A 21,483-nucleotide genomic window follows, 5' to 3' on the forward strand; every position below is an offset into this window, starting at 1 on the left:
AAAATCCACTGATCGCCCTAGAATGGCAACTTTATTACTTCGCAACTGCAGAAAATCAAGCCCAAAATTTCTATCTCAACCGGCCAATCGTGTAGGTTGGGTTGATCTTTTCTTTTTGAATATAGCCAGTTAGGGATTCTTCGTGCGGATGATGCGTTGTTTTTGTTTCAGCTGCGGCCAAACCGCCCGAGATAAACAGTGTATCGATTCCCTCACCCATACCTCCCAAAATGTCGGTATGGGGGCCATCACCAATGGCCAGGATGTCTCCATCCGGGATGTCTGCGCCCAGTTCCTGTAGCCTGCGACGGGCCAAATCGTAGATCGGGGGATGAGGTTTGCCAAAATAGAGGCTTTCGCCTCCCATCTCAGTATACAGCTTCGCCAGAGCCCCGGCGCACCACTCGCGTACCTCACCCCGATCCACCACAATATCCGGGTTTGCGCACAGCAGTTTCATCCCCATTTGCTTGGCATACAGGAAATCCGCGCGGTTCACATCCGGGTCCGCCATGGGATCAAAGGGCCCGCAACATACGATCCCTTCGGCCTGATCCAGTGGAACGCGGTCGATATGGATTGGGTAATCCAGCAACTTCAGTGGCTCGAAAAAACCAGCGTCGCGCTCCCATTCTCCCATGAAATAGACCTTGTGCCCCACAACGCCGCGGAACATTGCAGACCGGGCGGAATCTCCGCTGGTCGCGATGGTGTCATAGGCATCGGCTGGCACATTGAACTGCGCCAATTGCGAGGCAACCCCGGCCCGTGGTTTGGGCGAGTTGGTCACCAGAACAACCAAACCGCCCGCCGCGCGATAGGATTGCAATGCAGCCACCGCTTCGGGAAACGCCGTTACACCGTTGTGGACACATCCCCAGAGGTCGACAAACAGCGCTTTGTAACGGTCCGAAATCTCGGTCAGCGAGGAGATGATCTGGGTCATTGGCTTTCTTTCAGCGTTGGGGCGCGGGTGGCCTAGGCTATGGCAGACGGAAACAGATTTTGCCAGAGGGGGCGCCGCCCCCGCCGCCCTTTGGACGGCTCCCCCGAGATACTTATGGCCAGATGAAGCAGGGATCCAATCTTCATCTGGCCACAAATATCCCGGAGCGCGAGGCAGAGCCTCGCAAAAAAAAGAAAGGCGCCCGGATGGGCGCCTTGGGAATTCACTTTGTTTGCAATCAAACCTTCAGATTTGGGATGATCTGTTTCTTACGGCTCATGACGCCGGGCAGGACCACGGTGTCTGCATCAACGGTAGCGTCAAAGCTCTTTTCGGCGACAGTTTTGACCAAATCGTTGGGCACCAGCAGCGTGGCTTCTTCGTTCAGAATATCAACGACGAACATCAACACCTGATCGACGCCGTCTTCCTTGGCAACGTCTACCATCGAAGCAGCCAGGCTGTCTTTGCGGTCCAGCACAACTCCGGGCGCTGTTGTTTCCAGAACCGAGACGCGGAACTTGGTGCCGTCAACTTCGTATTCCTTGCTATCCATGCGGATCAGTTCGGCGTCCGAGAAAGACGAAACATCCGATTTTGCTGCGAACATATCGGCCGCATATGCCGAAACGTCCAGCCCCAGCTCAGCCGCCAGTTTCTCGGCTACGGCGCGATCATGCGCAGTGGTGGTGGGTGAGCGGAATTCCAGTGTGTCCGACAGGATGCAGGTCAGCGCGGCACCTTTGACGGCGTCGGGCATCTTGGCCACGGCGTCGCCGATCAGGTCGACCATGATCGTCGCGGTACACGCAAGCGGGCGCACAGTGATGTCGATCGGGCCTTTGGTTTCCAGACCGCCAACCAGCTTGTGGTGGTCGATGATGGCGCGGATATCGGCGTTGTTGACGCTTGCGGGCAGTTCGGCGGGGTTGTTGGTGTCGACGATGACAACTGGCGCGTCTGTCTCGACATCCGAGATGATTCGCGGTTTGGGCAGGTCCCAACGCTGCAGCATAAAGGCAGCCTCGGTGTTGGGTTCGCCCAGCAAGACGGGCTCGGCTTGTTCGCCTTTGATTTCGTTCAAATACCAGGACCACAGGATCGGTGAGCCTGTGGAATCGGTGTCCGGAGATTTGTGGCCAAATACAAGGGTTGTCATGACAGTATCCTGAGGATTGTAATTTTGCGCGCCTTATAGGTTGGTCCAAACCAATTGTCACCAACAGCTTCGCGCATGCGGCAGTTCGGCTGATGCGTCCTGGGCGGTGCCCGAATACCTAAAAGGGTGCAGGGGTCAGCGTGTACCCGGCCTGTTCCAGCAAGGCCAATAGCCCGAAATCATCGCCCAAATGACCAGCGCCCACCGCGATGACGGCTGTCTGGTTCTGAATGCTCAGGATGTGCTCCATCCAATTGGCATTACGCTCTATCAGCATCTTATGTTCGAACCGGTCCCATTCCACCGCGTATTCGGTTTCAGAAAGCCCCGACGCCTCAAGCCCTTGTAGCCGCGCGAGTTGCAGGATTTGGGCGTGCTTTTCTTCCAGATAGGCGTTGGCCATCGTGGCCAGGTGATTGGCGTCGCTTTGTAACGCACCGGTCATCCGAACCAGTGACTCCACCTGCTCTTGCATCGGAAGGTCGTCAAACATGGTCATCAGATCTTCGACCCGTTCAAGGGAATGCTGCGGGATGTCATGTGTCTCGGCCAGATCGGTCAGCCGCGCATCCATACCATATTTGGCATCTGGGCTCTGCATCAGGCAGGGCGGGATACCCAGCATCATGCTGAGAAACCAGGGGCGCATCTTTGCCGCCATCCAGCTGGGAATGCCACGCTCCGCCAGTGTGTTGGACAGCTTCGCCCAGTCCTCAGCGCTCATCAGGTCGATCAATGTGGGCCCTGAGGTGATCATGACTGGGCTGAGATCCTGTGCGAGACCTTGTTCAAATGTCTTCATCTCGGCCTGAGTGACCTCGAAGTAAAAGGCATCGGCCTGGCTGAGGGCCGGGGCCAGGCGTTCAACCACCGCATCCATGCGAGGATCATTGGTATGGAGCGTTCCGATTAGATGCAGCGTGGTGTCCCCTTTGCGGGCGATCCAATGGTTGCCTTCCGCATAGGGAATGTTGGCGAGGGATTGATCCAGGCGGTCCTGCTGTGCGGTAGACATCAGCGGGCGCAGGTCGTGCCCTTCGCAGGTGGCGTGTACCGTGGCGGGCAGCAGCATAAATCCGATCAGGGCCAACAGGCGCATGTGCGATCCTCCGGGATGGGTCAGGCAAGGACTTAGTCATGCAAATGCAGCATATTCAAGGCGAGGCATCTGGTATTTCTGTGGGAAACTCATAGCATCGGGTTATGGAGCGCGAGCAGGATCTTTACCCCCCGATCAAGGCGTTGTTAGAGCGTCAAGGTTATACCGTGAAGGGCGAAGTGGGCCCGGCAGATATCATGGCGGTGCGTGACGGGTCTGACCCCGTAATTGTCGAGCTTAAATTGCGGTTCTCGCTGGCCTTGTTTCATCAGGCCATTGCGCGGCTAAAGATCACCGATCAGGTCTATCTGGGAGTCAGTAAGCCCACAGGGCGCACGGCCAGGCGCGCGCTGCGCGACAATTTGGCGATGTGCCGCCGTTTGGGTTTGGGGTTGATCACTGTTCGTGCCGATGGCGCGGTCGAGGTGCAGTGTGACCCCGGGCCCTATGCGCCGCGAAAGAACAAGGTCAAAGCAGCGCGCATGCTGCGGGAATTTGATCGACTGGAGGGTGACCCCAACGCTGGTGGTGCGACTCGGTACGGGATTGTGACCGCTTATCGGCAGGATGCCTTAAAGTGCGCCGCTCATCTGGCAGAGCACGGCGCAACCAAAGGTTCTGAGGTTGCGGCTGCGACCGGTGTTTCCGTCGCTACACGTTTGATGCGTGAAAACCACTATGGCTGGTTCGACAAGGTTGAGACAGGTGTTTACGGCCTTTCCTCTGCGGGTGAAGAGGGGCTGAAGCACTGGGCCTATAGCTGGGAAGATGCGGATGAAACCTAACCGTGCGGATGGGCTTATTCACTCAAGGTGCGCGTCGATTTTGGCAATCATTGCACGGCCAATATCGGAAATCACAGCGTTGCGTTTTGCAAAGGATGCGCTTGTTTCGGTGAGATAGATAGCCGCCAGATAGGTGCGAGGTTCTGGTGTTTGGAGAAAAGCGATGATCGCGCGGTTACCGTGGCCGCCAGCGCCGGTCTTGTCACCGATTGTCCAACCTTCCGGGACATGAGGGCGGATGAGCTCGTCGGCGACCTGATCTTCGATCATCCATTGCCTTAGTTGAGCGGCGGAGGCTGGTGAAAGGCGCGTGCCATCCAGCAGCCTTTCCAACGTCTCCAAAATCGCCCGGGGCGTTGTTGTGTCGCGTGGATCACCTGGTGTGGCTTGGTTCAGCGCTGTTTCCCAGCGATCAAGGCGGGTGGTGGCGTCGCCTGTAGTCCGCAGAAAGCTGGTTAGTTCGCTGGGCCCGCCCAATCGCTGCAACAACAGGTTGGCTGCGGTGTTGTCGCTGATCGTTATGGTTGCTTTGCACAGGTCTCGCAAGGTCATGCCGGATTCTACGTGCTTACTGGTTACGGGCGAGTAATCGACGAGGTCAGATGATTGATAGGTAATGCGTTCCGATAGCGCGTGGGTACCTGCGTCGACCCCTGCCAGAACCGCGCCGCACAAAAGAGGTTTGAATGTGCTGGACATCGCAAACCGCTCATCCGCGCGATAGGCAACCTCCAATCCGCTGTCGACCTCGTACAGCAGCACCCCAATCCGTGCGTCAAGTTCACGCTCCCATGCCTTAACAGTATCAGTCAGGCTCTGCGCTTGAACCGGCGTGGCCGGACCTGTGGTCACATAAGTCGAAAGTAGTAGACCGACAGCAAGAAATTGAAATCTGCGCATCGAATTTGCCCCATATTGTTTTTGTCGTGGCCTACCTATGCAGCTGGCCTTCGCAATCAACCACAAGACCGATCAGGTTTGGCCAAAAAATTTCACTTCAACTTGTTGACTCGCTTCTTTCGACACCCTAGCTATGCCGCGTTATCACTCGAACCCACTGAGTGCTAACGCCTCACCGACAGGTGAGGGGAGGATAGATAAACTTTGAGCCCAAGGAGCTGCAAAGATGGCATTGAAACCGCTTCATGACCGCGTGCTGGTTCGCCGTACCGAAAGCGACGAAAAAACCGCAGGCGGACTGATCATTCCCGACAGTGCAAAAGAAAAGCCCAGCGAAGGCGAAGTCGTCGCGACTGGCGAAGGCGCCCGCAAAGACAGCGGCGAGCTGATCGCAATGGCTGTAAAAGCTGGCGACAAGATCCTGTTCGGCAAATGGTCGGGCACCGAGGTTCAGGTCGACGGCGAAGAGCTGCTGATGATGAAAGAAAGCGACATCATGGGGATCATCGAGTAAGCCGCCGCGCTTCACTCTGATCTTCATTCCAAACTTATTTCTCAAGGAGAAACGACATGGCTGCAAAGGACGTCAAGTTCGACACCGATGCCCGTAACCGCATGCTGGCAGGTGTGAACATCCTGGCCGATGCTGTTAAAGTGACCCTGGGCCCCAAAGGCCGTAACGTGGTTCTGGACAAATCTTTCGGTGCACCGCGCATCACCAAAGACGGTGTTTCGGTTGCCAAGGAAATCGAACTGGAAGACAAGTTCGAAAACATGGGCGCGCAGATGGTGAAAGAAGTCGCCAGCCGCACCAATGACGAAGCCGGCGACGGTACCACCACTGCGACCGTTCTGGCTCAGTCCATCGTCAAAGAAGGTCTGAAGCAGGTTGCTGCTGGCCTGAACCCGATGGACCTGAAGCGCGGCATCGACCTGGCGACCGCCAAGGTTGTTGAGGGCATCAAAGCTGCTTCGCGTGAAGTCAAAGACTCGGCAGAAGTTGCACAGGTTGGCACCATCTCGGCCAACGGCGAAGCCGAAATCGGCAGCCAGATCGCAGACGCGATGCAGAAGGTTGGCAACGAAGGCGTTATCACCGTCGAGGAAAACAAAGGTCTGGAAACCGAGACTGATGTTGTCGAAGGTATGCAGTTCGACCGTGGCTACCTGTCGCCTTACTTCGTCACCAATGCAGACAAGATGATCGCAGAGCTCGATGACTGCATGATCCTGCTACACGAAAAGAAACTGTCCTCGCTGCAGCCGATGGTTCCGCTGCTCGAGCAGGTGATCCAGTCGCAGAAGCCTCTGCTGATCATCGCGGAAGACGTTGAAGGCGAAGCGCTGGCAACTCTGGTTGTCAACAAACTGCGCGGCGGCCTGAAAATTGCTGCTGTCAAAGCACCGGGCTTCGGCGATCGCCGCAAGGCCATGCTGCAGGACATCGCAATCCTGACCGGCGGTCAGGTCATCTCGGAAGATCTGGGCATGAAGCTCGAGTCCGTCACCATGGACATGCTGGGCACCGCCAAAAAGATCGAGATCACCAAAGACGAAACCACCATCGTTGACGGTGCTGGCGAGAAAGCCGAGATCGAAGCCCGCGTTGGCCAGATCCGCACTCAGATCGAAGAAACCACCAGCGACTACGACCGTGAGAAGCTGCAAGAGCGCGTCGCCAAATTGGCAGGCGGTGTTGCCGTTATCCGCGTCGGCGGCATGACCGAAGTGGAAGTGAAAGAGCGTAAGGACCGTGTGGACGATGCTCTGAACGCAACCCGCGCTGCCGTTCAGGAAGGCGTTGTTGTGGGTGGCGGTGTTGCTCTGGTTCAGGCCGGTAAAGCACTGGAAGCTCTGAAAGGTGCAAACGCCGATCAGGACGCTGGCATCAACATCGTTCGCAAGGCCATCGAAGCGCCGCTGCGCCAGATCGCCGAGAACGCAGGTGTTGACGGTGCGGTTGTTGCGGGCAAAGTCCGTGAATCTTCGGACGCAGCATTTGGCTTCAACGCTCAGACCGAAGAATATGGCGACATGTTCTCGTTCGGTGTGATCGACCCGGCCAAAGTTGTCCGGACCGCTCTGGAAGACGCGGCATCGGTCGCTGGCCTGCTGGTCACCACCGAAGCAATGGTTGCCGACAAGCCCGCCAAAGAAGGCGCGGCACCCGGCGGCGGCATGCCCGACATGGGCGGCATGGGCGGCATGATGTAAGCTGCTTAGGCCTTAGTGCTTATCGACGGGGTCGCCTTCGGGCGGCCCCGTTTCGTTTTGAATGCCCGCTTTGCGGACATGCCTCCGGCGGAGGTATTTTTGAACAGAAGAAGCTGCGGGTGCGTTTGCAGGAATGTGAGTGTGCAAAGCTGACAGAAGCAGGTATGCGACTGGGATGAAGTTGTTTTTGCTGACCGCCCTGACCATGTGCGCCTTTGCGGCGAATTCGATCCTGAACCGGCTGGCGATTGACAGTGGTGCCAGCGATCCTGCCAGCTTTGCGGTTGTACGCGTGCTGGCTGGCGCGCTGGTTCTGAGTTTGTTGGTGTGGGCACGCAATGGTGCAATGCCGCTGCGTTCTAGGCGGCGGGTTCTGGGGGCAGGGTCCCTATCCTTGTACATGATTGGGTTTTCGGTGGCCTATTTGACGCTGGATGCGGGTCTTGGGGCGCTGATCCTGTTCGGGGTGGTTCAGATATCCATGTTTGTGATCGGCGCATTGAATGGGACGACACCCACAGGACGTCAAATCGCAGGTGCTGCGGTCGCTTTGGGTGGCTTGACCTTTGTACTATGGCCGACCGAGGCGGTTCAGGTAGACGCAGCCGGGGCTGCGCTGATGGTCGCCGCTGGTTTTGGTTGGGCGATCTATTCTTTGGTCGGGCGGTCCGAGCCAGACGCCTTGGCCGGGACAGCGGCGAACTTTGTTGTCGCGCTTCCCGTAACGACGTTGGCGCTGGTTTTCTTGGGGGGTGACTGGCAGATCAATGCAGCCGGATGTGCGCTGGCTATTTTGTCAGGCGGGGTGACATCGGGCCTGGGATATGCGCTTTGGTACCGGGTCTTGCCGCAACTAGCGCCCTCGGTTGCTGCGGTGGTTCAGCTGAGTGTGCCAGTGATCGCGATTGTCGGCGGTGTGGTCCTGTTGGGTGAACTTGCAGGCGCGCGGCTGTTGGCTGGGGCAGCTTTGGTGCTGGGTGGCATTGCCCTGGCCGTTCTGCGCCGGACCCAAGGGTAGGTCTTCCCTCAGACCCTCATAGGCAGTATTGGGCGGTCATGAGAATTCTGCTTGTCCTCATTTTCCTGTGCCTGCCCGCGGCGGCCAGCGCCAAATGTGTCATCCTGCTGCATGGACTGGCACGGACCGAGGCGTCGTTCTCGGTGATGGAGCAGTTGTTCAAAGCCCATGGCTACACCGTCATCCGTCCGGGCTATCCGTCGACAGATCTGGGCATTCCCGAACTGGCTGAACAGACACTGCCCGATGCGTTTGCAGCCTGCGGTGAAGATATAGCCAATGTTGTCGCGCATTCCATGGGCGGTATCTTGTTGCGGTATTGGCTTCAGGACAACGCACCGGAAAAACTGGGCCGTGTCGTCATGCTGGGCCCACCCAATCAGGGCAGCCAACTTGTTGACGAACTTAGCGCATGGGAAGTGTTCGGTTACCTGAACGGCCCCGCCGGATTGCAACTGGGCACTGGACCCGAAGGCATCCCCCAAAAGCTACCGGCAGTGGAGTTCGAACTGGGTGTGATCGCGGGCGAGAACTCATTGAACCCGGTGTTTTCTTCACTGATCGATGGGCGGGACGATGGTAAGGTTTCGGTCCGAACCACCAAGGTGGATGGCATGGCGGATCATATCGTTCTGCCGGTGACACACACGTTCATGATGAACAATCCGCGCGTGATGGCACAGGCCCTGCATTTCATCGAGTTCGGTGAATTTGATCCACAGATAACCTGGCTGGATGGGGTCACTGACATCATTGACGAGATTTGCATCGGGCAGGACTGCTCTGAGCCAGAGTCGGAGCCAACCAGATGACCATGCTGGAGCTGACGCTCTGCAACGCCGAAGTGCTGTTGCCGAGCGTAGGGCTGACACAGGAGCCCGTTGCAATAGCTGATGGGCAGGTGCAGGCCTCAAGCGCTGGGCGTCAGATTGACCTGACTGGTTTTTTGGTTCTTCCGGGAATCATCGACCTACATGGTGACGGTTTCGAACGCCATATCGCCCCGCGCCGGGGTGCTATGAAGCAAATGAACGAAGGCATTTTGTCGGTTGAGGCAGAGCTGGCGGCAAACGGGATCACCACCGGAGTACTGGCGCAGTTCTATAGCTGGGAAGGTGGCGTGCGCGGCCCCGCTTTTGCTGCGCAGGTCTTTGATGCGATTGTTGCGGTTAAGAACAGCTCTGTGACGGATTTGATCCCTCAGTTGCGGTTCGAAACCCATATGCTGGACGACTATGCCGATCTGGCTGTTCGGATCAAAGACTGGCAAGTGCCTTACGTGGTCTTCAACGACCACTTGCCACATGACCGACTTTCGCAGGGTAAAAAACCACCGCGCCTGACCGGGCAAGCGTTGAAAGCAGGGCGCAACCCAGATGCTCATTTCCAGATGTTGCTTGATATGCATGCCCGCCAGGCAGAAGTTCCCGCTGCGATCGAAGCGCTATGCGTTGAGCTAGAAGGGCTGGGTATTCGCCTCGGCAGCCACGACGATGCAACCGCAGATGCTCGGGCATGGTGGCGGGAGCACGGCATTCGCATCTCTGAATTCCCCGAAACTCTGGAAGCGGCCGAGGCCGCGCGTTCGGCTGGGGATCACATTATCCTCGGTTCACCCAATGTCGTCCGAGGCGGTTCACACAAAGGAAACGCCAGCGCGGTTGAACTGATTGCTATGGGGCTCTGTGACGCGCTGGCCTCGGACTATCACTACCCCAGCCCGCTCCGTGCGGCCTTGATGCTGGCCAAAAGCGGCGTACGGGATCTGGCTGGCGCCTGGGATTTGATCTCATCAGGTCCCGCGCGTGTTCTGGGCCTAAAAGACCGAGGCACGATAGAGCCGGGCAAACGCGCTGACCTTGTCATTCTGGATCGGAAGAGCCACCGCGTCGCCGCCACGCTGGCCGGAGGACGCATTAGCTACATGTCCGGGGACATCGCGGCCCGGTTCATCTCTTAAACCCGGCCCGCTTCTCTTGTTCACAAATACCTCTGCCGGAGGCATCACGCGTTAGCGTGATTTCTATGCGCGCGTGATCCGGTTGAAATGCCCCATCTTCCGACCCGCCTTTACTTCGGCTTTACCGTAGAGGTGCAGGGCGACGTCCCGTTCCTGAGCCAGCTCAGGAACGCGGTCCATATCGGCGCCGATCAGGTTTTCCATCACGACATCCGAATGACGCTGCCCGTCACCCAAGGGCCAACCAGCCACAGCGCGGATATGCTGTTCGAACTGATCGACGGCGCAACCATTCTGCGTCCAATGGCCAGAGTTATGGACGCGCGGTGCGATCTCATTCACGATCAAACCCTCGGGTGTCACAAACAATTCCACACCCATCACTCCGACATATTCGAGCGCATTCAGGATGTTGGCCGCCAGCAAGATCACGTCGGTGCGTTGCGCTGGATGCAGGCGCGCAGGCACGGTGGTCGTGTGAAGAATACCGTCCCGATGCACGTTTTCGCCCGGATCGAAACATGCGACCTGACCGTCCAGCCCGCGTGCGGCAATAATCGACACCTCATGGCTGAAATCAACGAACCCTTCCAGGATCGAGGGCGTGCCATTCATGTCGGCCAAGGCCGCTTCGGCATCCTCGGGTGTCCGCAAACGCGCCTGACCTTTGCCGTCGTAACCGAACCGGCGGGTTTTCAGGATGGCCGGGGTTCCGATCTGATCAATTGCGGCCTCAAGGCTGCTCAGATCTGATACATCCGCAAAAGGCGCCGTGTTCAGGCCCAGCTCCTGCAAGAACCGCTTTTCGGTCAGCCGATCCTGACTGACGCGCAAGGCTTCGCGTCCAGGGCGAATAGGGCGATGCGCTTCCAGTATATCCAGCGCCTCGGTCGGGATGTTCTCGAACTCATAGGTGATGACATCGACCGAATCTGCAAAGGTCCTCAGCGCCTCGGCATCGTCGTAAGCCGCCGTTGTCACCCGATCTGCGACCTGACCGGCAGGTGGGTTAGCGCCGGGCTCGTAGATATGGCTGACAAAGCCCAACCGCGCCGCCGCGACTGACAGCATGCGGCCCAACTGACCACCGCCCAGAATTCCAATCGTTGCACCGGGCGCCAGCGTTTTTGTCATCATCAGGTCTCCAACCGTTTACCGATCGCGGCCAGGGCTGCGTTCAGCGCGTCATGTGCTTTGCCTGACCGCAAGGCATCGGTCATTTGCAGACTCAGCGTTCCGTCCGTGGCCAGCGCGTCGCGCTCTGCCGCAAGTTGCCCCGCTTTGCCCTTTTCCATCGCGGAAAGGAAGCCCGAGATCAGCTGTGTCGTATAAAATTCTGCGCCGTCTGCGTTTCCGGTTTGATCGGCCAACCAATCTGCTCCGGTCGCCATCAAATCCAGTATCCCTGGCACCATGGCGCAGATCGCGAAATGGGTGTTCAACGCGGCCTGGTCTGCAACCTTGATCACCGGGTTTTCCGGTTCGAACAGATCGGCCAGCAAGCGATCATTGCCCAGAGCGGCCAAGGGGCAACCACCGGTTGCCAGAAAGCCCAGTGGGATGGTTTGCACGAAATCCGACGCAGGTGCACAGAGCTCTGCCAATTGATCTGTCGAAACGGCGGCCATTACAGAAACAATCTGTTGATCCGCGCGAAAGGTCAGAGGGGTAAGAATATCAGCGGCCACCTGTGGGCGCAGACACAAAAACACGATGTCCGATGCGTCGACAACGGATTGCGCATCCGCGACGGTTACACCCAGTTCTGATTTGAGTTGTGCCGACACCTTGGCACTGCGTTCGGTGACCCAGATGTCATGACCTCTGGCCGCCAGAAAGCGCACCATAGGTGCCGCGATGTGGCCGGTTCCGACAAAGCCGATCCGGCTCATCCTTCGGGTTCTTCTGCGATAGAGGCTGACAAAGCCATGCGCCATGCATCCAGCCGCTGGGCCAACGCGTCATCCTGAAGTGCCAGAATACCGGCGGCCATCAGCCCTGCATTTGCACCACCGGCCGATCCGATCGCCATGGTGGCAACTGGGAAACCTTTGGGCATCTGCACAATGGAATACAGCGAATCAACACCAGACAGAGCACGGGTCTGAACAGGAACGCCAATCACCGGCACCCGCGTTTTTGAGGCCATCATGCCCGGAAGATGCGCCGCACCGCCCGCGCCTGCGATGATCACGTTCAAGCCGCGTTCGGCGGCAGTTTTACCATAGTCCCAAAGGCGGTCCGGCGTGCGGTGGGCCGACACGATACGCTTTTCATAGGCGACACCCAATTCATCCAGAATATCCGCGGCCTCTTTCATGGTGGGCCAGTCCGACTGGCTACCCATGATGATCCCGACTTTGACGTTACCCATCCGCTTGATCCCCGCCCTGTTCGCAGAGGGCGAACTATATCCAAATCCGCCTTAGTGGCAATGCGTTAAGCCGATATCAGGCGATGATGTCCGGCGTCAGACGATCCTCGATAAGGCGGATGATGTCCTTCAGGCGCAGCTTTTCTTTCTTCAGCCGCCGCAAGGTCAGCTGATCTGCCGTCCCGCGGTCATGCAGTGCTTCGATGGCTTCGTCCAGATCACGGTGCTGCCGCCGGAAAACCTCAAGCTCAACCCGCAAAACGTCATCGGTTTTCATCGAAAGATCGGTGGGCGCATTCATTGGCGACTCGGGCTGGTTGTGGTGCTTACCCAACAAGATAGTGTGTCAGACGTTATCACGCCAGACCTTGTGGACATCCTGGTTTCTTCCCATATTCTATAGTGCGCGGTTGCCAGAACGGGGCCGCACCACACGTCGCTTTGGCAATAAAGGACGAGAAAACGTGTCAAAACTTACTCTTGGCTCATACCCGCATCTTTTGGGGTTCGAGCAGTTGGAACGCCTTTTGGAACGGTCTGCAAAGGCCGGTAACGAAGGGTACCCGCCCTACAACATCGAACAGACGTCGGATTTTTCGTACCGGATTACCCTGGCTGTGGCCGGGTTTGCCGAAGAAGACCTGTCGATCACCATCGAGGATCGCCAACTGGTGATCCGGGGCCGTCAGCGTGACGATAGCGAGGGGCGCATCTTCCTGCACCGTGGCATCGCGGCGCGCCAGTTTCAGCGCATGTTCGTGCTGGCCGACGGTGTCGAGGTGGGCGAGGCGATCATGGAAAACGGTCTGCTGCATGTGGATCTAACTCGGGCCGTGCCGGAAACCGTGGTGCAGACAATCAACATAAGGAAGGGGTAAGAGCAATGAATACACAGATTGAAATCAACACCGAAGGCGACCGTATCGTTTATGTCAAAACGGTCGAGGTTGCCGATCTGCCAAGCGATCTGCAGGATCAGGCAGGTGATCTGGATCAGCTTTACGCCGTGCATGATTCCGATGGTCAGCAACTGGCGCTGGTCGCCGACCGCAAGCTGGCCTTTGTTCTGGCGCGACAGCATGATCTGTCTCCGGTCGCAGTTCACTGAGGGGGCCCTTTGCCCCTGATTTGGGCGTGACAATCCCAATGACCCGCGCGAAAGTCTGAAACTGGCGAACCCCGCCACTTTTTTCCTGTGTTCGGAGGCCGCGTGATGAGCTGGTTTGACTTTGATTGGGTGGATGCCTTCAGTGACCGCGCCTTTGGGGGCAACGGATGCGCCGTTGTCCACGATGGCGCGGTTCTGCCAGCAGATGTTTGCATGGCCTATGTCCGCGAAACCTCACTGGTGGAATGCACATTCACCGGGCCATCTGATGTTGCCGATATCCAGGTGCGGTACTTTCTGGCCAGTCGCGAGATCCCCTTTGCCGGTCACCCCACAATCGCAACGGTTGCTGCGATGCGGTCGCGTGGTTTGATCTCGGGCGATGCTCTGACACTTGAAACAGGTGCGGGGATTGTTTCGATTAAGCTGAATGGGGACGAGATCGAAATGACACAGGTCGCGCCGGAATTCGGTGCGCATGTACCTGCTGACCTCGTTGCCTCGACCATCGGGCTGCCAGAAAGTGCCATCATATCTCCGCCTCAGTTCGTTTCGACCGGGCTGCCCTTTTGCATTACGGTTCTGCGAGATCATGAGGCGTTGCGTGCAGCACAGCTTGACGTAGGGCCATTGCGCAAAGTTGCCGCCGCTGCCGGGTTTTCCGGGTCAGACATGGCCGAGCCGTTTCTGGTGACCTTGCAGGGCGCAACAGCTGAGGGAGATACATTCTCGCGCCTGTTGCTGGCCCCTCCCAGCCCGCCCGAGGACCCGTTTACCGGATCAGCGACTGGTGCGATGGCGGCCTATCTTTGGACACACGGGTTGATGGCAAAAGACAGTTTCATCGCGGAACAGGGGCATGACATGGGTCGCCCTGGTCAAGCGACGGTGACCCGTGTGGGGCCATCTGAGGCGATGGCTGGGATCAAGGTCGCAGGGCGTGGTCATGTGCTGATGCGCGGACAGGTGGATTTGCCCGATCAGATGTAAGCGCATGTGGGGTTAAGCCAAAAGAAAAGCCCCCGTTTTGGCGGGAGCTTTCTGTATTCTTATATGTTACCCGGCGATCAGGCCCATGCTTTCCAGTTTTAGCAGGACCTGGTGGGCGCAATTGTCGACCTCGACATTCTCGGTCTCAACGCTCAGTTCAGGGTTCTGCGGAACGTCATAGGGATCCGATATCCCGGTGAACTCCTTGATCTTCCCTTCGCGCGCCAGCTTGTAGAGTCCTTTGCGGTCGCGGCGTTCGCATTCCTCGATGCTGGTCGCCACATGGACCTCGCAGAAAGCGCCGAACTGCTCGATCTCCTCGCGCACGGCACGACGGGTAGTGGCATAGGGCGCGATCGGGGCGCAGATGGCGATGCCACCGTTTTTGGTGATCTCAGACGCGACATACCCGATCCGGCGGATGTTCAGGTCGCGGTGCTCTTTCGAGAAGCCCAGTTCGGACGACAAGTTTTTCCGCACGATATCACCATCCAGCAGCGTTACCGGACGACCGCCCATCTCCATCAGCTTGACCATCAGCGCGTTGGCGATGGTAGATTTGCCGCTCCCTGAGAAACCTGTGAAGAACACGGTAAAGCCCTGTTGGCTACGCGGCGGCTTGGTCTTGCGCAGTTCTGTGACAACTTCGGGGAAGCTGAACCATTCTGGGATTTCAAGCCCCTCGGACAGACGGCGGCGCAACTCGGTGCCTGAAATGTTCAGGATCGTGACATTATCCTTGTCCAGGATTTCGTCATTTGGTTCGTACTGGGCGCGTTCCTGCACATAGACCATATGTTTGAAGTCGACCATTTCGATGCCGATTTCATCCTGGTGTTTGCGGAACAGGTCCTGCGCGTCATAAGGCCCGTAGAAATCTTCACCAGCCGAGTTTTTACCCGGCCCTGCATGGTCGCGCCCGACGATGAAGTGGGTGCAACCGTGGTTGGCGCGTATCAGGCCGTGCCACACCGCCTCACGCGGGCCAGCCATGCGCATCGCCAGGTTCAGCAGCGACATCGACGTGGTCGAGGCCGGGTACTTGTCCAGCACCGCCTCATAGCAGCGGACGCGGGTGAAGTGATCGACGTCGCCCGGCTTGGTCATGCCAACAACTGGGTGGATCAGCAGGTTGGCCTGCGCTTCTTTGGCGGCGCGGAAGGTCAGTTCCTGATGCGCGCGGTGCAGGGGGTTGCGTGTCTGGAAGGCCACAATGCGGCGCCAGCCCAGCTTGCGGAAATAGGCGCGCAGCTCGTTCGGCGTATCGCGACGGGCGCGGAAATCATAATGCACAGGCTGTTGAATACCGACGACCGGACCGCCCAGATAGACCTTGCCAGCCACGTTGTGCAGGTAGTTAACCGCAGGGTGTGCATCGTCATCGGCACCAAAGACCTTCTCGGCCTCACGCGACTTGTCCGGTGTCCACCGGTCGGTCACAGTCATGGTGCCAAGGATCACGCCTTCCTGATCGCGCAGGGCGATATCCTGGCCCAGCTCAATCCCTTCGGCAAAGTCTTCGCTGACATCCAGCGTGATCGGCATCGGCCACAAGGTGCCATCGGCCAGGCGCATGTTCTCGACGACGTTGTCATAGTCGGCTTCGCTCAGGAAACCCTTGAGCGGATTGAAGCCGCCATTCATCAGCAATTCCAGATCGCAGATCTGTCGCGGGCTCAGGTCCCAGCTTGTCAGATCCGCAGCTTCAACTTTTAACTTCTGCGCCGAGTCATATGACACATACAGTTCGGGGATCGGAGCCAGATTGCTTAACATCGTCATCAGAATACTCTTGTCACAGTGTAAATTTGCCGGTGATTCTCGGCCGTTTCGGGGCGGATTTGCCCCGACTCTTACCCGAAGTCCACCACCGTCGCGAAACAAAGGACGATATGCGCTGATTTCCCCGGAAATGGAAGGATTTTCCGGTGCACAATTCCAAAGGCGACTGAGGTTCTGTTTCAATAACGCGATCTAATCAGGCAGAGGATGCTTGTTCTTCTCTGGCGGCGATGTCGCTTAGCTCTGCGGCACGTGTGACAGGCACAGCGGGAACCGGTTCGGTCACGCCACGTAGTTGGAACAATCGGATCTGCTCGGGATCGATCGCAACCCCCGCCGCTTGCAACAATTCGTCCGACACCAACAACTCGACCCCCAGCGCTTTGGTCTCGCTTTCAAGGCGGCTGGCGACATTAACCGCATCCCCGATAATGGTCTGCGAGGCATGTCCGGCGGCACCAATCTCACCCAGCACCAGATCACCTAGATGCAAACCCATTCCGATGCGAATGCCCGGGCTACCTTCGGCTGCGAGGCGTTGATTGAAACCATCCAGAGCAAGGCTGATTTCAATCGCGGCGTGAAGCCCTGATTTGGCGGAGGCAGCCGCATCAGGTTTGTTAAACACAGCCAGCAATCCATCGCCCATGTATTTGTCCACCACGCCACCTGCATCTGCAATGGCGGGGACGATGGCATCGAAAAACCGGTTCAGCAGAAAGACGATGTCGTAAGGAAGCTGCCCGGTCGTACGCGCCGTGAAACCCCGCATATCCAGAAACAGCACAGCCAGTTGCCGTTCCTGTCCCTGGCTGGCGTGCCCTCGGTTCCGCTCGCCATCCGGGCGAAAGACGCGAAATACTGTCAGCGGGTCGGTTGGGCGGATTTGGCAGGCGAGCCGGGTTTGGGGCGAGGCACCTACCGCAGCCAGGCTGCGGGCCTCGACCTCACTGGGGGCCTCCAGCCCTTCGCTGCCATCTTCGACAATGACACGGCATGTGGTGCAACGCCCCTTGCCACCGCACAGCGCCGTGTGTGGGATGCCGTTGGCTTGAGATATTTCAAGCAATGTCATGCCTTTTTCTGCAACCACATCAGGGCCTTGCGCATAGGCGACCCGCACCGAATGCCTGCGACGCCAAAGCTTGCGGCCCAGAAAGAAGATCCCGCATGCGCCGAGCGTGACCAGAAAGCCCAGAACGGCGTTGTTCTTCATAGCAAGCAGGACGCCGAAGGTTTCAGGCGATGGCCAGTTGTAATACTCAATATATTGTTCACGCAGAAATTCATCCGCGAAATCCGCCCAGATGCGTCGGCCTTCGGTCAGCACACCGGCCAACGCAAATGAGGGTACAAAAACCGCCACGCCGATCAGATAGGGAACGGTTTTTGACCACCAGCTGGTCAGGCGCAGCCACATATGCAGGCCGATACAGCCATGTATCCAGACAATCAGCAGCAGCAGGCTCTGCATCCAGATGGCTGAGCTGGGCCACATCAGTATGATGATGTACCCCATCTCATCATTGACGTCGAACACCTCATGCGCGACGCGGGTATGCACGATGTGCGAAATCAATTGCAGCGGGATCAATAACCCGAGCACAACCTGCAATGCCGAACTGAAAGGCATGCGCAAGGTTCTGCGCTGGATGATCGAGATGACCGCAAGGGCCGCGTGAAGGATCAGCGCGGCATAGAATAGCAGGCTAATGACATTATGCCGGGTGATCGCCTGTCTACCATCCTGCATCCCGTGCAGGTAATCGGTGTGAAACAGACCCAGCCCGATATTAATGAAGTGAAAAAACGCAAAAACAAAAAGGATCAGGCCGCTGCCAATCCGTAGCTGGGCTGCCCACCCGCCGCGCCAAAGTGCGTTATCCAATGCCGGTACCCGCGAATGCTTCGTTGTGGTGGAGTGTGAGGGGCGGGCTTGCGCGGGTCAAGCCGACCTGAACCGCCGAAGGCAAAAGGGCAGAGGTTTCGGCGTATCCCGAAACCTCTGCGCGCCACTCTATTCCTGTTCGGCCAAAAAACGCTCGGTATCCAGGGCGGCCATGCAGCCCATGCCTGCGCTGGTCACGGCCTGGCGGTAGATGTGATCGGTCAGATCGCCCGCAGCAAACACGCCCGGGATTGAGGTTTCGGTCGAACCCGGCTTGGTCACGACATAGCCGCCCATGTGCGTTTCCAGTGTGTCTTTGACCAGTTCATTCGCAGGCGCGTGGCCGATGGCTACAAACACCCCCTTACAGGGAATCTCAGAGATTTCACCGGTTTGGACATTCTTGACCCGAACACCTTCAACCCCCAGTGGCGCATCCGTGCCAACGACTTCTTCCAACTGGTGGAACCAAAGGGGCTCGATCTTTTCGTTTTTGAACAGGCGATCTTGCAGGATTTTTTCGGCGCGCAACTCATCCCGGCGGTGGATCAGGGTCACTTTGCTGGCAAAGTTGGTCAGGAACAAAGCCTCTTCCACGGCCGTGTTGCCGCCGCCGATCACAACGATCTCTTGCCCGCGATAGAAGAAACCGTCGCAGGTTGCACAGGCCGAGACGCCAAAGCCTTTGAATTTCTCTTCCGATGGCAGACCAAGCCATTTGGCGCGGGCGCCAGTGGCTAGAATAACCGCATCCGCAGTATAGATGGTGCCGCTGTCGCCCTTGGCGGTAAAGGGGCGCTTGCTGAGGTCCAGATCGCTGATGATATCGCCGATCACCTCACAGCCCATGGCCTTGGCGTGATCCTGCATGCGTACCATTAGATCAGGACCCTGAACCTCGGTATCGCCGGGCCAGTTCTCGACCTCGGTCGTGGTGGTCAACTGACCACCTGGTTCGATGCCCTGCACCAGAATGGGTTCCAACATGGCCCGGCTGGCATATACGCCTGCGGTATATCCTGCGGGTCCCGATCCGATGATCAGAACCTTGGTATGTCGTGTCTCGGCCATGGTACCCCCGCTCGAACTGCCTGACTTGGGCGTTTCGCCCGTCGCACCGATATAGCGGCGTGCGCGCAGGGCTTAAAGCCCTTTCCTGTTCACGAATGGGGCAGGGGCTTGGTGGTAGTTGCGATCTGAAAACAAAGAATATTGCGCAACAGCGAAAGATTATTGCGCAAGCGGTGGGTGCTGATATAAGAACCGAAAAATCAGGAGCATTTTATGGTCACCACACGGCTGGATGAGATTGATCGCAAGATTCTGGCAGAGCTGCAGGCTGATGGTCGGATGACCAATGTTGAGCTTGCAAAACGTGTCGGTATCTCAGCGCCGCCGTGTCTGCGCCGTGTGCGCACTTTGGAAGACTCAGGCTACATCAACAGTTACCACGCTGCGGTAAACGCGCGTGAATTGGGATTCGAAGTCCAGGTTTTTGCCATGGTCGGCTTGGACAGTCAGGCTGAATCTGAACTGCGCGCATTCGAAGAACGTTGCCGCGAATGGCCGCTTGTCCGTGAATGCCACATGCTAAATGGCGAAGTGGATTTCATTCTGAAATGCGTCGCCCCCGATCTGAGCAGTTTTCAGCAATTCCTGACCGGTGAATTGCTGACCACGCCGAACGTGGCCAGCGTCAAAACCTCGCTTGTTATCCGAGGCGCAAAAGACGAGCCAGGCGTACCATTCGACGTTCTGGAAGAGCGTATGAACCGTACCGCGTGAACCGCGTCTGTTTTGGATGTGGCTGGCAGGGTGGCAGCATTGCCGCCACCGCCAAGGATACAATCCAGCTTAGTAAAATCTGCATGATGCCCCCGCTCTGCAGTAGTATGTAAATTTCACGCCGTCAGAGCGTCGACCTCTCCGTCTCCGGCGCGTGGCATCAGCAACGGGCCGAAATCGTTCAGTGTTTCGACATGCGCGAACAGATTCAAATAGATCGACCGTAGAGAATGGCTGATCAAACGAACCGCGTTTACCCCTGGATGATAGGTTTCAAACTGCAACCCATCAACGCGAATGACCGAATGCTTCTTCAGGCAAATGTGAAACAGCTCTACCGGAGTTGGCGGCATTGTTTCAATAACGTTCATGCCGTCCTGAAACTCTGACGCTGGTGTCAGAACCGGCCCGTCCCCATAGATGTGCCGCAGATGCCCCGGCGTGCCCAGCAATCGCGCCGCCGGGCCGGCGATCACACCGGACAGAGGCTTCTGCATGCCGAACGTATCCGCCATGATCCGTGTTAGAGGACGCGTGCGCCCATACGAATCTTCGCGCCCTGGGATCAGAGTGACTGACCCTTTCCAAACGACTGTTTCTGACGACCCATCTTGGGTCAGAACGGTATCCCCCGGCATAAGGTCTTCAATTGCCATAGGGCCTTGTTCGGTTTCCACCAGCGATCCACGCGAGAAGGCGCAAAATGCGTCTTCGAACATGGGCAACGCTGGTGCGATATGGCGTGTTTGCGCGACATCCCCGTTGTCGAGCAGAGTGCTTACCTCATACCGGCGCAGTTGCGCCTTTGGCTTCGATGCTTGTCTTGGAACCTCGCGCAGCAACGCGGATGTATCAACCGCATTACGGGCCGCACGGGCCAGTGAGCTAGGAATAGTCACTTATATTCCTTCCTTTCTAATATCCGAACAGACGAGGCATACCCCCGTACAGGCCCGTCCAACGGAATAGTTCTTTGCCCTGAAATAAATGAGGGACCCTTGGGCACTGCCATGTCGGCGGTGCACAGCGACAAAACCTTCGCTTTCCATTGGTCAACACATTGACCCCCCAGGCAAACTCGTACTTTGCGGGCGCAAATTGCCCGCACACACACTCCTGAACAAAGGATCGCTGTTGTAGGCGATCCCACCCTGAACAAAGGATCGCTGTTGTAGGCGATCCCACGTACACCGGGCCGAAGCATTCCCGATACGCGCTCCACCGCAGGACCGGCAGCTTGGCCCTGGTGGTTTTCTGGTTCAGCGTCGCGCCATCAACCGGCGGGCGACCCTGACAGAATGGCTTGAAACCCGTTTCCATGGCATTTCCAGATTCTGGTCCTGCGTCGCGGCTAAAACCGCGTTTAGAAAGCGAGTTTTCGATTTCATTCTCTGATCCTGTATTGATAGGGCTTACTGCCCTTTTTCCCTTATGCCTCCAAGATCACGCCGTTTTGCGGCAGAGTTGTGGCTTAT

General features: G+C 57.5%; 23 protein-coding genes. 10 read left to right on the forward strand and 13 right to left on the reverse strand.

The genetic code is table 11. The features are described from left to right. Positions 1 to 70 precede the first annotated feature (70 nt). The 3 genes from ABLN87_RS11715 to ABLN87_RS11725 form a co-directional block, all read right to left on the reverse strand. Positions 71 to 946: a TIGR01459 family HAD-type hydrolase gene (locus ABLN87_RS11715; RefSeq protein WP_353010421.1), complete on the reverse strand. Its 876-nt coding sequence runs from the start codon at positions 944 to 946 to the stop codon at positions 71 to 73. 238 nt (positions 947 to 1,184) lie between these two features. Continuing rightward, on the reverse strand, positions 1,185 to 2,105 hold the full coding sequence (locus ABLN87_RS11720; protein ID WP_353010423.1) for a manganese-dependent inorganic pyrophosphatase: 921 nt from the start codon (positions 2,103 to 2,105) through the stop codon (positions 1,185 to 1,187). A 118-nt stretch (positions 2,106 to 2,223) separates the two neighbouring features. After that, positions 2,224 to 3,204 carry a TraB/GumN family protein gene (locus ABLN87_RS11725; protein ID WP_353010425.1) on the reverse strand — a complete coding sequence of 327 codons (981 nt, stop codon included), beginning with the start codon at positions 3,202 to 3,204 and terminating at the stop codon, positions 2,224 to 2,226. 104 nt (positions 3,205 to 3,308) lie between these two features. On the opposite strand from ABLN87_RS11725, the gene ABLN87_RS11730 reads away from it, so the two are divergent. After that, positions 3,309 to 3,989, forward strand: a complete 681-nt coding sequence (locus ABLN87_RS11730) for a DUF2161 domain-containing phosphodiesterase (protein ID WP_353010427.1) — start codon at positions 3,309 to 3,311, stop codon at positions 3,987 to 3,989. An 18-nt stretch (positions 3,990 to 4,007) separates the two neighbouring features. Here ABLN87_RS11730 and bla read toward each other — a convergent pair whose 3' ends face one another. Beyond that, a complete protein-coding gene (bla, locus tag ABLN87_RS11735) occupies positions 4,008 to 4,889 on the reverse strand; it encodes a class A beta-lactamase (protein WP_353010429.1) in 882 nt (293 codons plus the stop codon). Between the two features lie 226 nt (positions 4,890 to 5,115). On the opposite strand from bla, the gene groES reads away from it, so the two are divergent. The 5 genes from groES (at position 5,116) to ABLN87_RS11760 (ending at position 10,081) form a co-directional block, all read left to right on the forward strand. Further along, positions 5,116 to 5,403, forward strand: a complete 288-nt coding sequence (gene groES, locus ABLN87_RS11740) for a co-chaperone GroES (protein ID WP_170536247.1) — start codon at positions 5,116 to 5,118, stop codon at positions 5,401 to 5,403. A 56-nt stretch (positions 5,404 to 5,459) separates the two neighbouring features. Beyond that, entirely contained in the window at positions 5,460 to 7,103 is a 1,644-nt protein-coding gene (gene groL, locus ABLN87_RS11745) for a chaperonin GroEL (protein ID WP_170536249.1), read from the forward strand. Positions 7,104 to 7,278: 175 nt separating this feature from the next. Beyond that, positions 7,279 to 8,121, forward strand: a complete 843-nt coding sequence (locus ABLN87_RS11750) for a DMT family transporter (protein WP_353010432.1) — start codon at positions 7,279 to 7,281, stop codon at positions 8,119 to 8,121. A 38-nt stretch (positions 8,122 to 8,159) separates the two neighbouring features. Next, positions 8,160 to 8,933 (forward strand): alpha/beta fold hydrolase, encoded by a 774-nt coding sequence (locus ABLN87_RS11755; RefSeq protein WP_353010434.1) that lies wholly within the window; start codon positions 8,160 to 8,162, stop codon positions 8,931 to 8,933. Further along, positions 8,930 to 10,081 (forward strand): alpha-D-ribose 1-methylphosphonate 5-triphosphate diphosphatase, encoded by a 1,152-nt coding sequence (locus ABLN87_RS11760; RefSeq protein ID WP_353010436.1) that lies wholly within the window; start codon positions 8,930 to 8,932, stop codon positions 10,079 to 10,081. The genes ABLN87_RS11755 and ABLN87_RS11760 overlap by 4 nt, the downstream gene beginning before the upstream one ends. Before the next feature lie 63 nt (positions 10,082 to 10,144). Here ABLN87_RS11760 and ABLN87_RS11765 read toward each other — a convergent pair whose 3' ends face one another. The 4 genes from ABLN87_RS11765 to ABLN87_RS11780 form a co-directional block, all read right to left on the reverse strand. Continuing rightward, positions 10,145 to 11,215, reverse strand: coding sequence for a 5-(carboxyamino)imidazole ribonucleotide synthase (locus tag ABLN87_RS11765; RefSeq protein WP_353010438.1), 1,071 nt, complete (start codon positions 11,213 to 11,215; stop codon positions 10,145 to 10,147). Positions 11,216 to 11,217: 2 nt separating this feature from the next. Continuing rightward, positions 11,218 to 11,973, reverse strand: coding sequence for an NAD(P)-binding domain-containing protein (locus ABLN87_RS11770; RefSeq protein ID WP_353010440.1), 756 nt, complete (start codon positions 11,971 to 11,973; stop codon positions 11,218 to 11,220). Then, positions 11,970 to 12,455 (reverse strand): 5-(carboxyamino)imidazole ribonucleotide mutase, encoded by a 486-nt coding sequence (gene purE, locus ABLN87_RS11775; protein ID WP_353010442.1) that lies wholly within the window; start codon positions 12,453 to 12,455, stop codon positions 11,970 to 11,972. Before purE ends, ABLN87_RS11770 begins: the two co-directional genes overlap by 4 nt. A 76-nt stretch (positions 12,456 to 12,531) precedes the next feature. Next, the gene (locus ABLN87_RS11780) at positions 12,532 to 12,756 is read right to left on the reverse strand and encodes a YdcH family protein (RefSeq protein ID WP_170536261.1); all 225 of its coding nucleotides are present in this window, start codon (positions 12,754 to 12,756) and stop codon (positions 12,532 to 12,534) included. A gap of 163 nt (positions 12,757 to 12,919) precedes the next feature. Here ABLN87_RS11780 and ABLN87_RS11785 point away from each other — a divergent pair, with 163 nt between their 5' ends. From ABLN87_RS11785 to ABLN87_RS11795, 3 genes are all read left to right on the forward strand, one after another. After that, positions 12,920 to 13,333 carry an Hsp20 family protein gene (locus ABLN87_RS11785; protein WP_058275530.1) on the forward strand — a complete coding sequence of 138 codons (414 nt, stop codon included), beginning with the start codon at positions 12,920 to 12,922 and terminating at the stop codon, positions 13,331 to 13,333. A gap of 5 nt (positions 13,334 to 13,338) precedes the next feature. After that, on the forward strand, positions 13,339 to 13,563 hold the full coding sequence (locus ABLN87_RS11790; RefSeq protein ID WP_353010445.1) for a DUF1150 family protein: 225 nt from the start codon (positions 13,339 to 13,341) through the stop codon (positions 13,561 to 13,563). Positions 13,564 to 13,668: 105 nt separating this feature from the next. Next, positions 13,669 to 14,553 (forward strand): PhzF family phenazine biosynthesis protein, encoded by an 885-nt coding sequence (locus ABLN87_RS11795; RefSeq protein WP_353010447.1) that lies wholly within the window; start codon positions 13,669 to 13,671, stop codon positions 14,551 to 14,553. A 66-nt stretch (positions 14,554 to 14,619) separates the two neighbouring features. Here the strand turns inward: ABLN87_RS11795 and ABLN87_RS11800 are convergent, their stop codons facing one another. From ABLN87_RS11800 to trxB, 3 genes are all read right to left on the reverse strand, one after another. Then, positions 14,620 to 16,335 carry a bifunctional sulfate adenylyltransferase/adenylylsulfate kinase gene (locus ABLN87_RS11800; RefSeq protein WP_353010449.1) on the reverse strand — a complete coding sequence of 572 codons (1,716 nt, stop codon included), beginning with the start codon at positions 16,333 to 16,335 and terminating at the stop codon, positions 14,620 to 14,622. 196 nt (positions 16,336 to 16,531) lie between these two features. Continuing rightward, on the reverse strand, positions 16,532 to 18,223 hold the full coding sequence (locus ABLN87_RS11805; protein WP_353010451.1) for an adenylate/guanylate cyclase domain-containing protein: 1,692 nt from the start codon (positions 18,221 to 18,223) through the stop codon (positions 16,532 to 16,534). 129 nt (positions 18,224 to 18,352) lie between these two features. Further along, the gene (gene trxB / locus ABLN87_RS11810; RefSeq protein ID WP_353010453.1) at positions 18,353 to 19,294 is read right to left on the reverse strand and encodes a thioredoxin-disulfide reductase; all 942 of its coding nucleotides are present in this window, start codon (positions 19,292 to 19,294) and stop codon (positions 18,353 to 18,355) included. Between the two features lie 213 nt (positions 19,295 to 19,507). On the opposite strand from trxB, the gene ABLN87_RS11815 reads away from it, so the two are divergent. Next, the gene (locus ABLN87_RS11815; RefSeq protein WP_170536272.1) at positions 19,508 to 20,008 is read left to right on the forward strand and encodes an Lrp/AsnC family transcriptional regulator; all 501 of its coding nucleotides are present in this window, start codon (positions 19,508 to 19,510) and stop codon (positions 20,006 to 20,008) included. Between the two features lie 116 nt (positions 20,009 to 20,124). On the opposite strand, the gene ABLN87_RS11820 is transcribed toward ABLN87_RS11815, so the two are convergent. Continuing rightward, positions 20,125 to 20,907 (reverse strand): Hint domain-containing protein, encoded by a 783-nt coding sequence (locus ABLN87_RS11820; RefSeq protein ID WP_353010455.1) that lies wholly within the window; start codon positions 20,905 to 20,907, stop codon positions 20,125 to 20,127. A gap of 360 nt (positions 20,908 to 21,267) precedes the next feature. Further along, complete coding sequence (locus tag ABLN87_RS11825; protein ID WP_353010457.1) at positions 21,268 to 21,396, reverse strand: hypothetical protein; 129 nt, start codon at positions 21,394 to 21,396, stop codon at positions 21,268 to 21,270. Positions 21,397 to 21,483: the final 87 nt, after the last annotated feature.

Origin of the sequence: Ruegeria sp. SCP10 (assembly GCF_040329495.1) — a bacterium.
Classification (GTDB): domain Bacteria; phylum Pseudomonadota; class Alphaproteobacteria; order Rhodobacterales; family Rhodobacteraceae; genus Ruegeria.

Bases quoted from the DNA above. Each gene is read 5' to 3' on its own strand.
- bla (WP_353010429.1), bottom strand. From the start codon at position 4,889: ATGCGCAGATTTCAATTTCTTGCTGTCGGTCTACTACTTTCGACTTAT.
- ABLN87_RS11720 (WP_353010423.1), bottom strand. From the start codon at position 2,105: ATGACAACCCTTGTATTTGGCCACAAATCTCCGGACACCGATTCCACA.
- ABLN87_RS11715 (WP_353010421.1), bottom strand. From the start codon at position 946: ATGACCCAGATCATCTCCTCGCTGACCGAGATTTCGGACCGTTACAAA.
- ABLN87_RS11755 (WP_353010434.1), top strand. From the start codon at position 8,160: ATGAGAATTCTGCTTGTCCTCATTTTCCTGTGCCTGCCCGCGGCGGCC.
- groL (WP_170536249.1), top strand. From the start codon at position 5,460: ATGGCTGCAAAGGACGTCAAGTTCGACACCGATGCCCGTAACCGCATG.
- ABLN87_RS11765 (WP_353010438.1), bottom strand. From the start codon at position 11,215: ATGACAAAAACGCTGGCGCCCGGTGCAACGATTGGAATTCTGGGCGGT.
- ABLN87_RS11780 (WP_170536261.1), bottom strand. From the start codon at position 12,756: ATGAATGCGCCCACCGATCTTTCGATGAAAACCGATGACGTTTTGCGG.
- ABLN87_RS11725 (WP_353010425.1), bottom strand. From the start codon at position 3,204: ATGCGCCTGTTGGCCCTGATCGGATTTATGCTGCTGCCCGCCACGGTA.
- ABLN87_RS11800 (WP_353010449.1), bottom strand. From the start codon at position 16,335: ATGACGATGTTAAGCAATCTGGCTCCGATCCCCGAACTGTATGTGTCA.
- ABLN87_RS11790 (WP_353010445.1), top strand. From the start codon at position 13,339: ATGAATACACAGATTGAAATCAACACCGAAGGCGACCGTATCGTTTAT.
- ABLN87_RS11760 (WP_353010436.1), top strand. From the start codon at position 8,930: ATGACCATGCTGGAGCTGACGCTCTGCAACGCCGAAGTGCTGTTGCCG.
- ABLN87_RS11750 (WP_353010432.1), top strand. From the start codon at position 7,279: ATGAAGTTGTTTTTGCTGACCGCCCTGACCATGTGCGCCTTTGCGGCG.
- ABLN87_RS11730 (WP_353010427.1), top strand. From the start codon at position 3,309: ATGGAGCGCGAGCAGGATCTTTACCCCCCGATCAAGGCGTTGTTAGAG.
- trxB (WP_353010453.1), bottom strand. From the start codon at position 19,294: ATGGCCGAGACACGACATACCAAGGTTCTGATCATCGGATCGGGACCC.
- ABLN87_RS11815 (WP_170536272.1), top strand. From the start codon at position 19,508: ATGGTCACCACACGGCTGGATGAGATTGATCGCAAGATTCTGGCAGAG.
- groES (WP_170536247.1), top strand. From the start codon at position 5,116: ATGGCATTGAAACCGCTTCATGACCGCGTGCTGGTTCGCCGTACCGAA.
- ABLN87_RS11795 (WP_353010447.1), top strand. From the start codon at position 13,669: ATGAGCTGGTTTGACTTTGATTGGGTGGATGCCTTCAGTGACCGCGCC.
- ABLN87_RS11825 (WP_353010457.1), bottom strand. From the start codon at position 21,396: ATGAAATCGAAAACTCGCTTTCTAAACGCGGTTTTAGCCGCGACGCAG.
- purE (WP_353010442.1), bottom strand. From the start codon at position 12,455: ATGGGTAACGTCAAAGTCGGGATCATCATGGGTAGCCAGTCGGACTGG.
- ABLN87_RS11770 (WP_353010440.1), bottom strand. From the start codon at position 11,973: ATGAGCCGGATCGGCTTTGTCGGAACCGGCCACATCGCGGCACCTATG.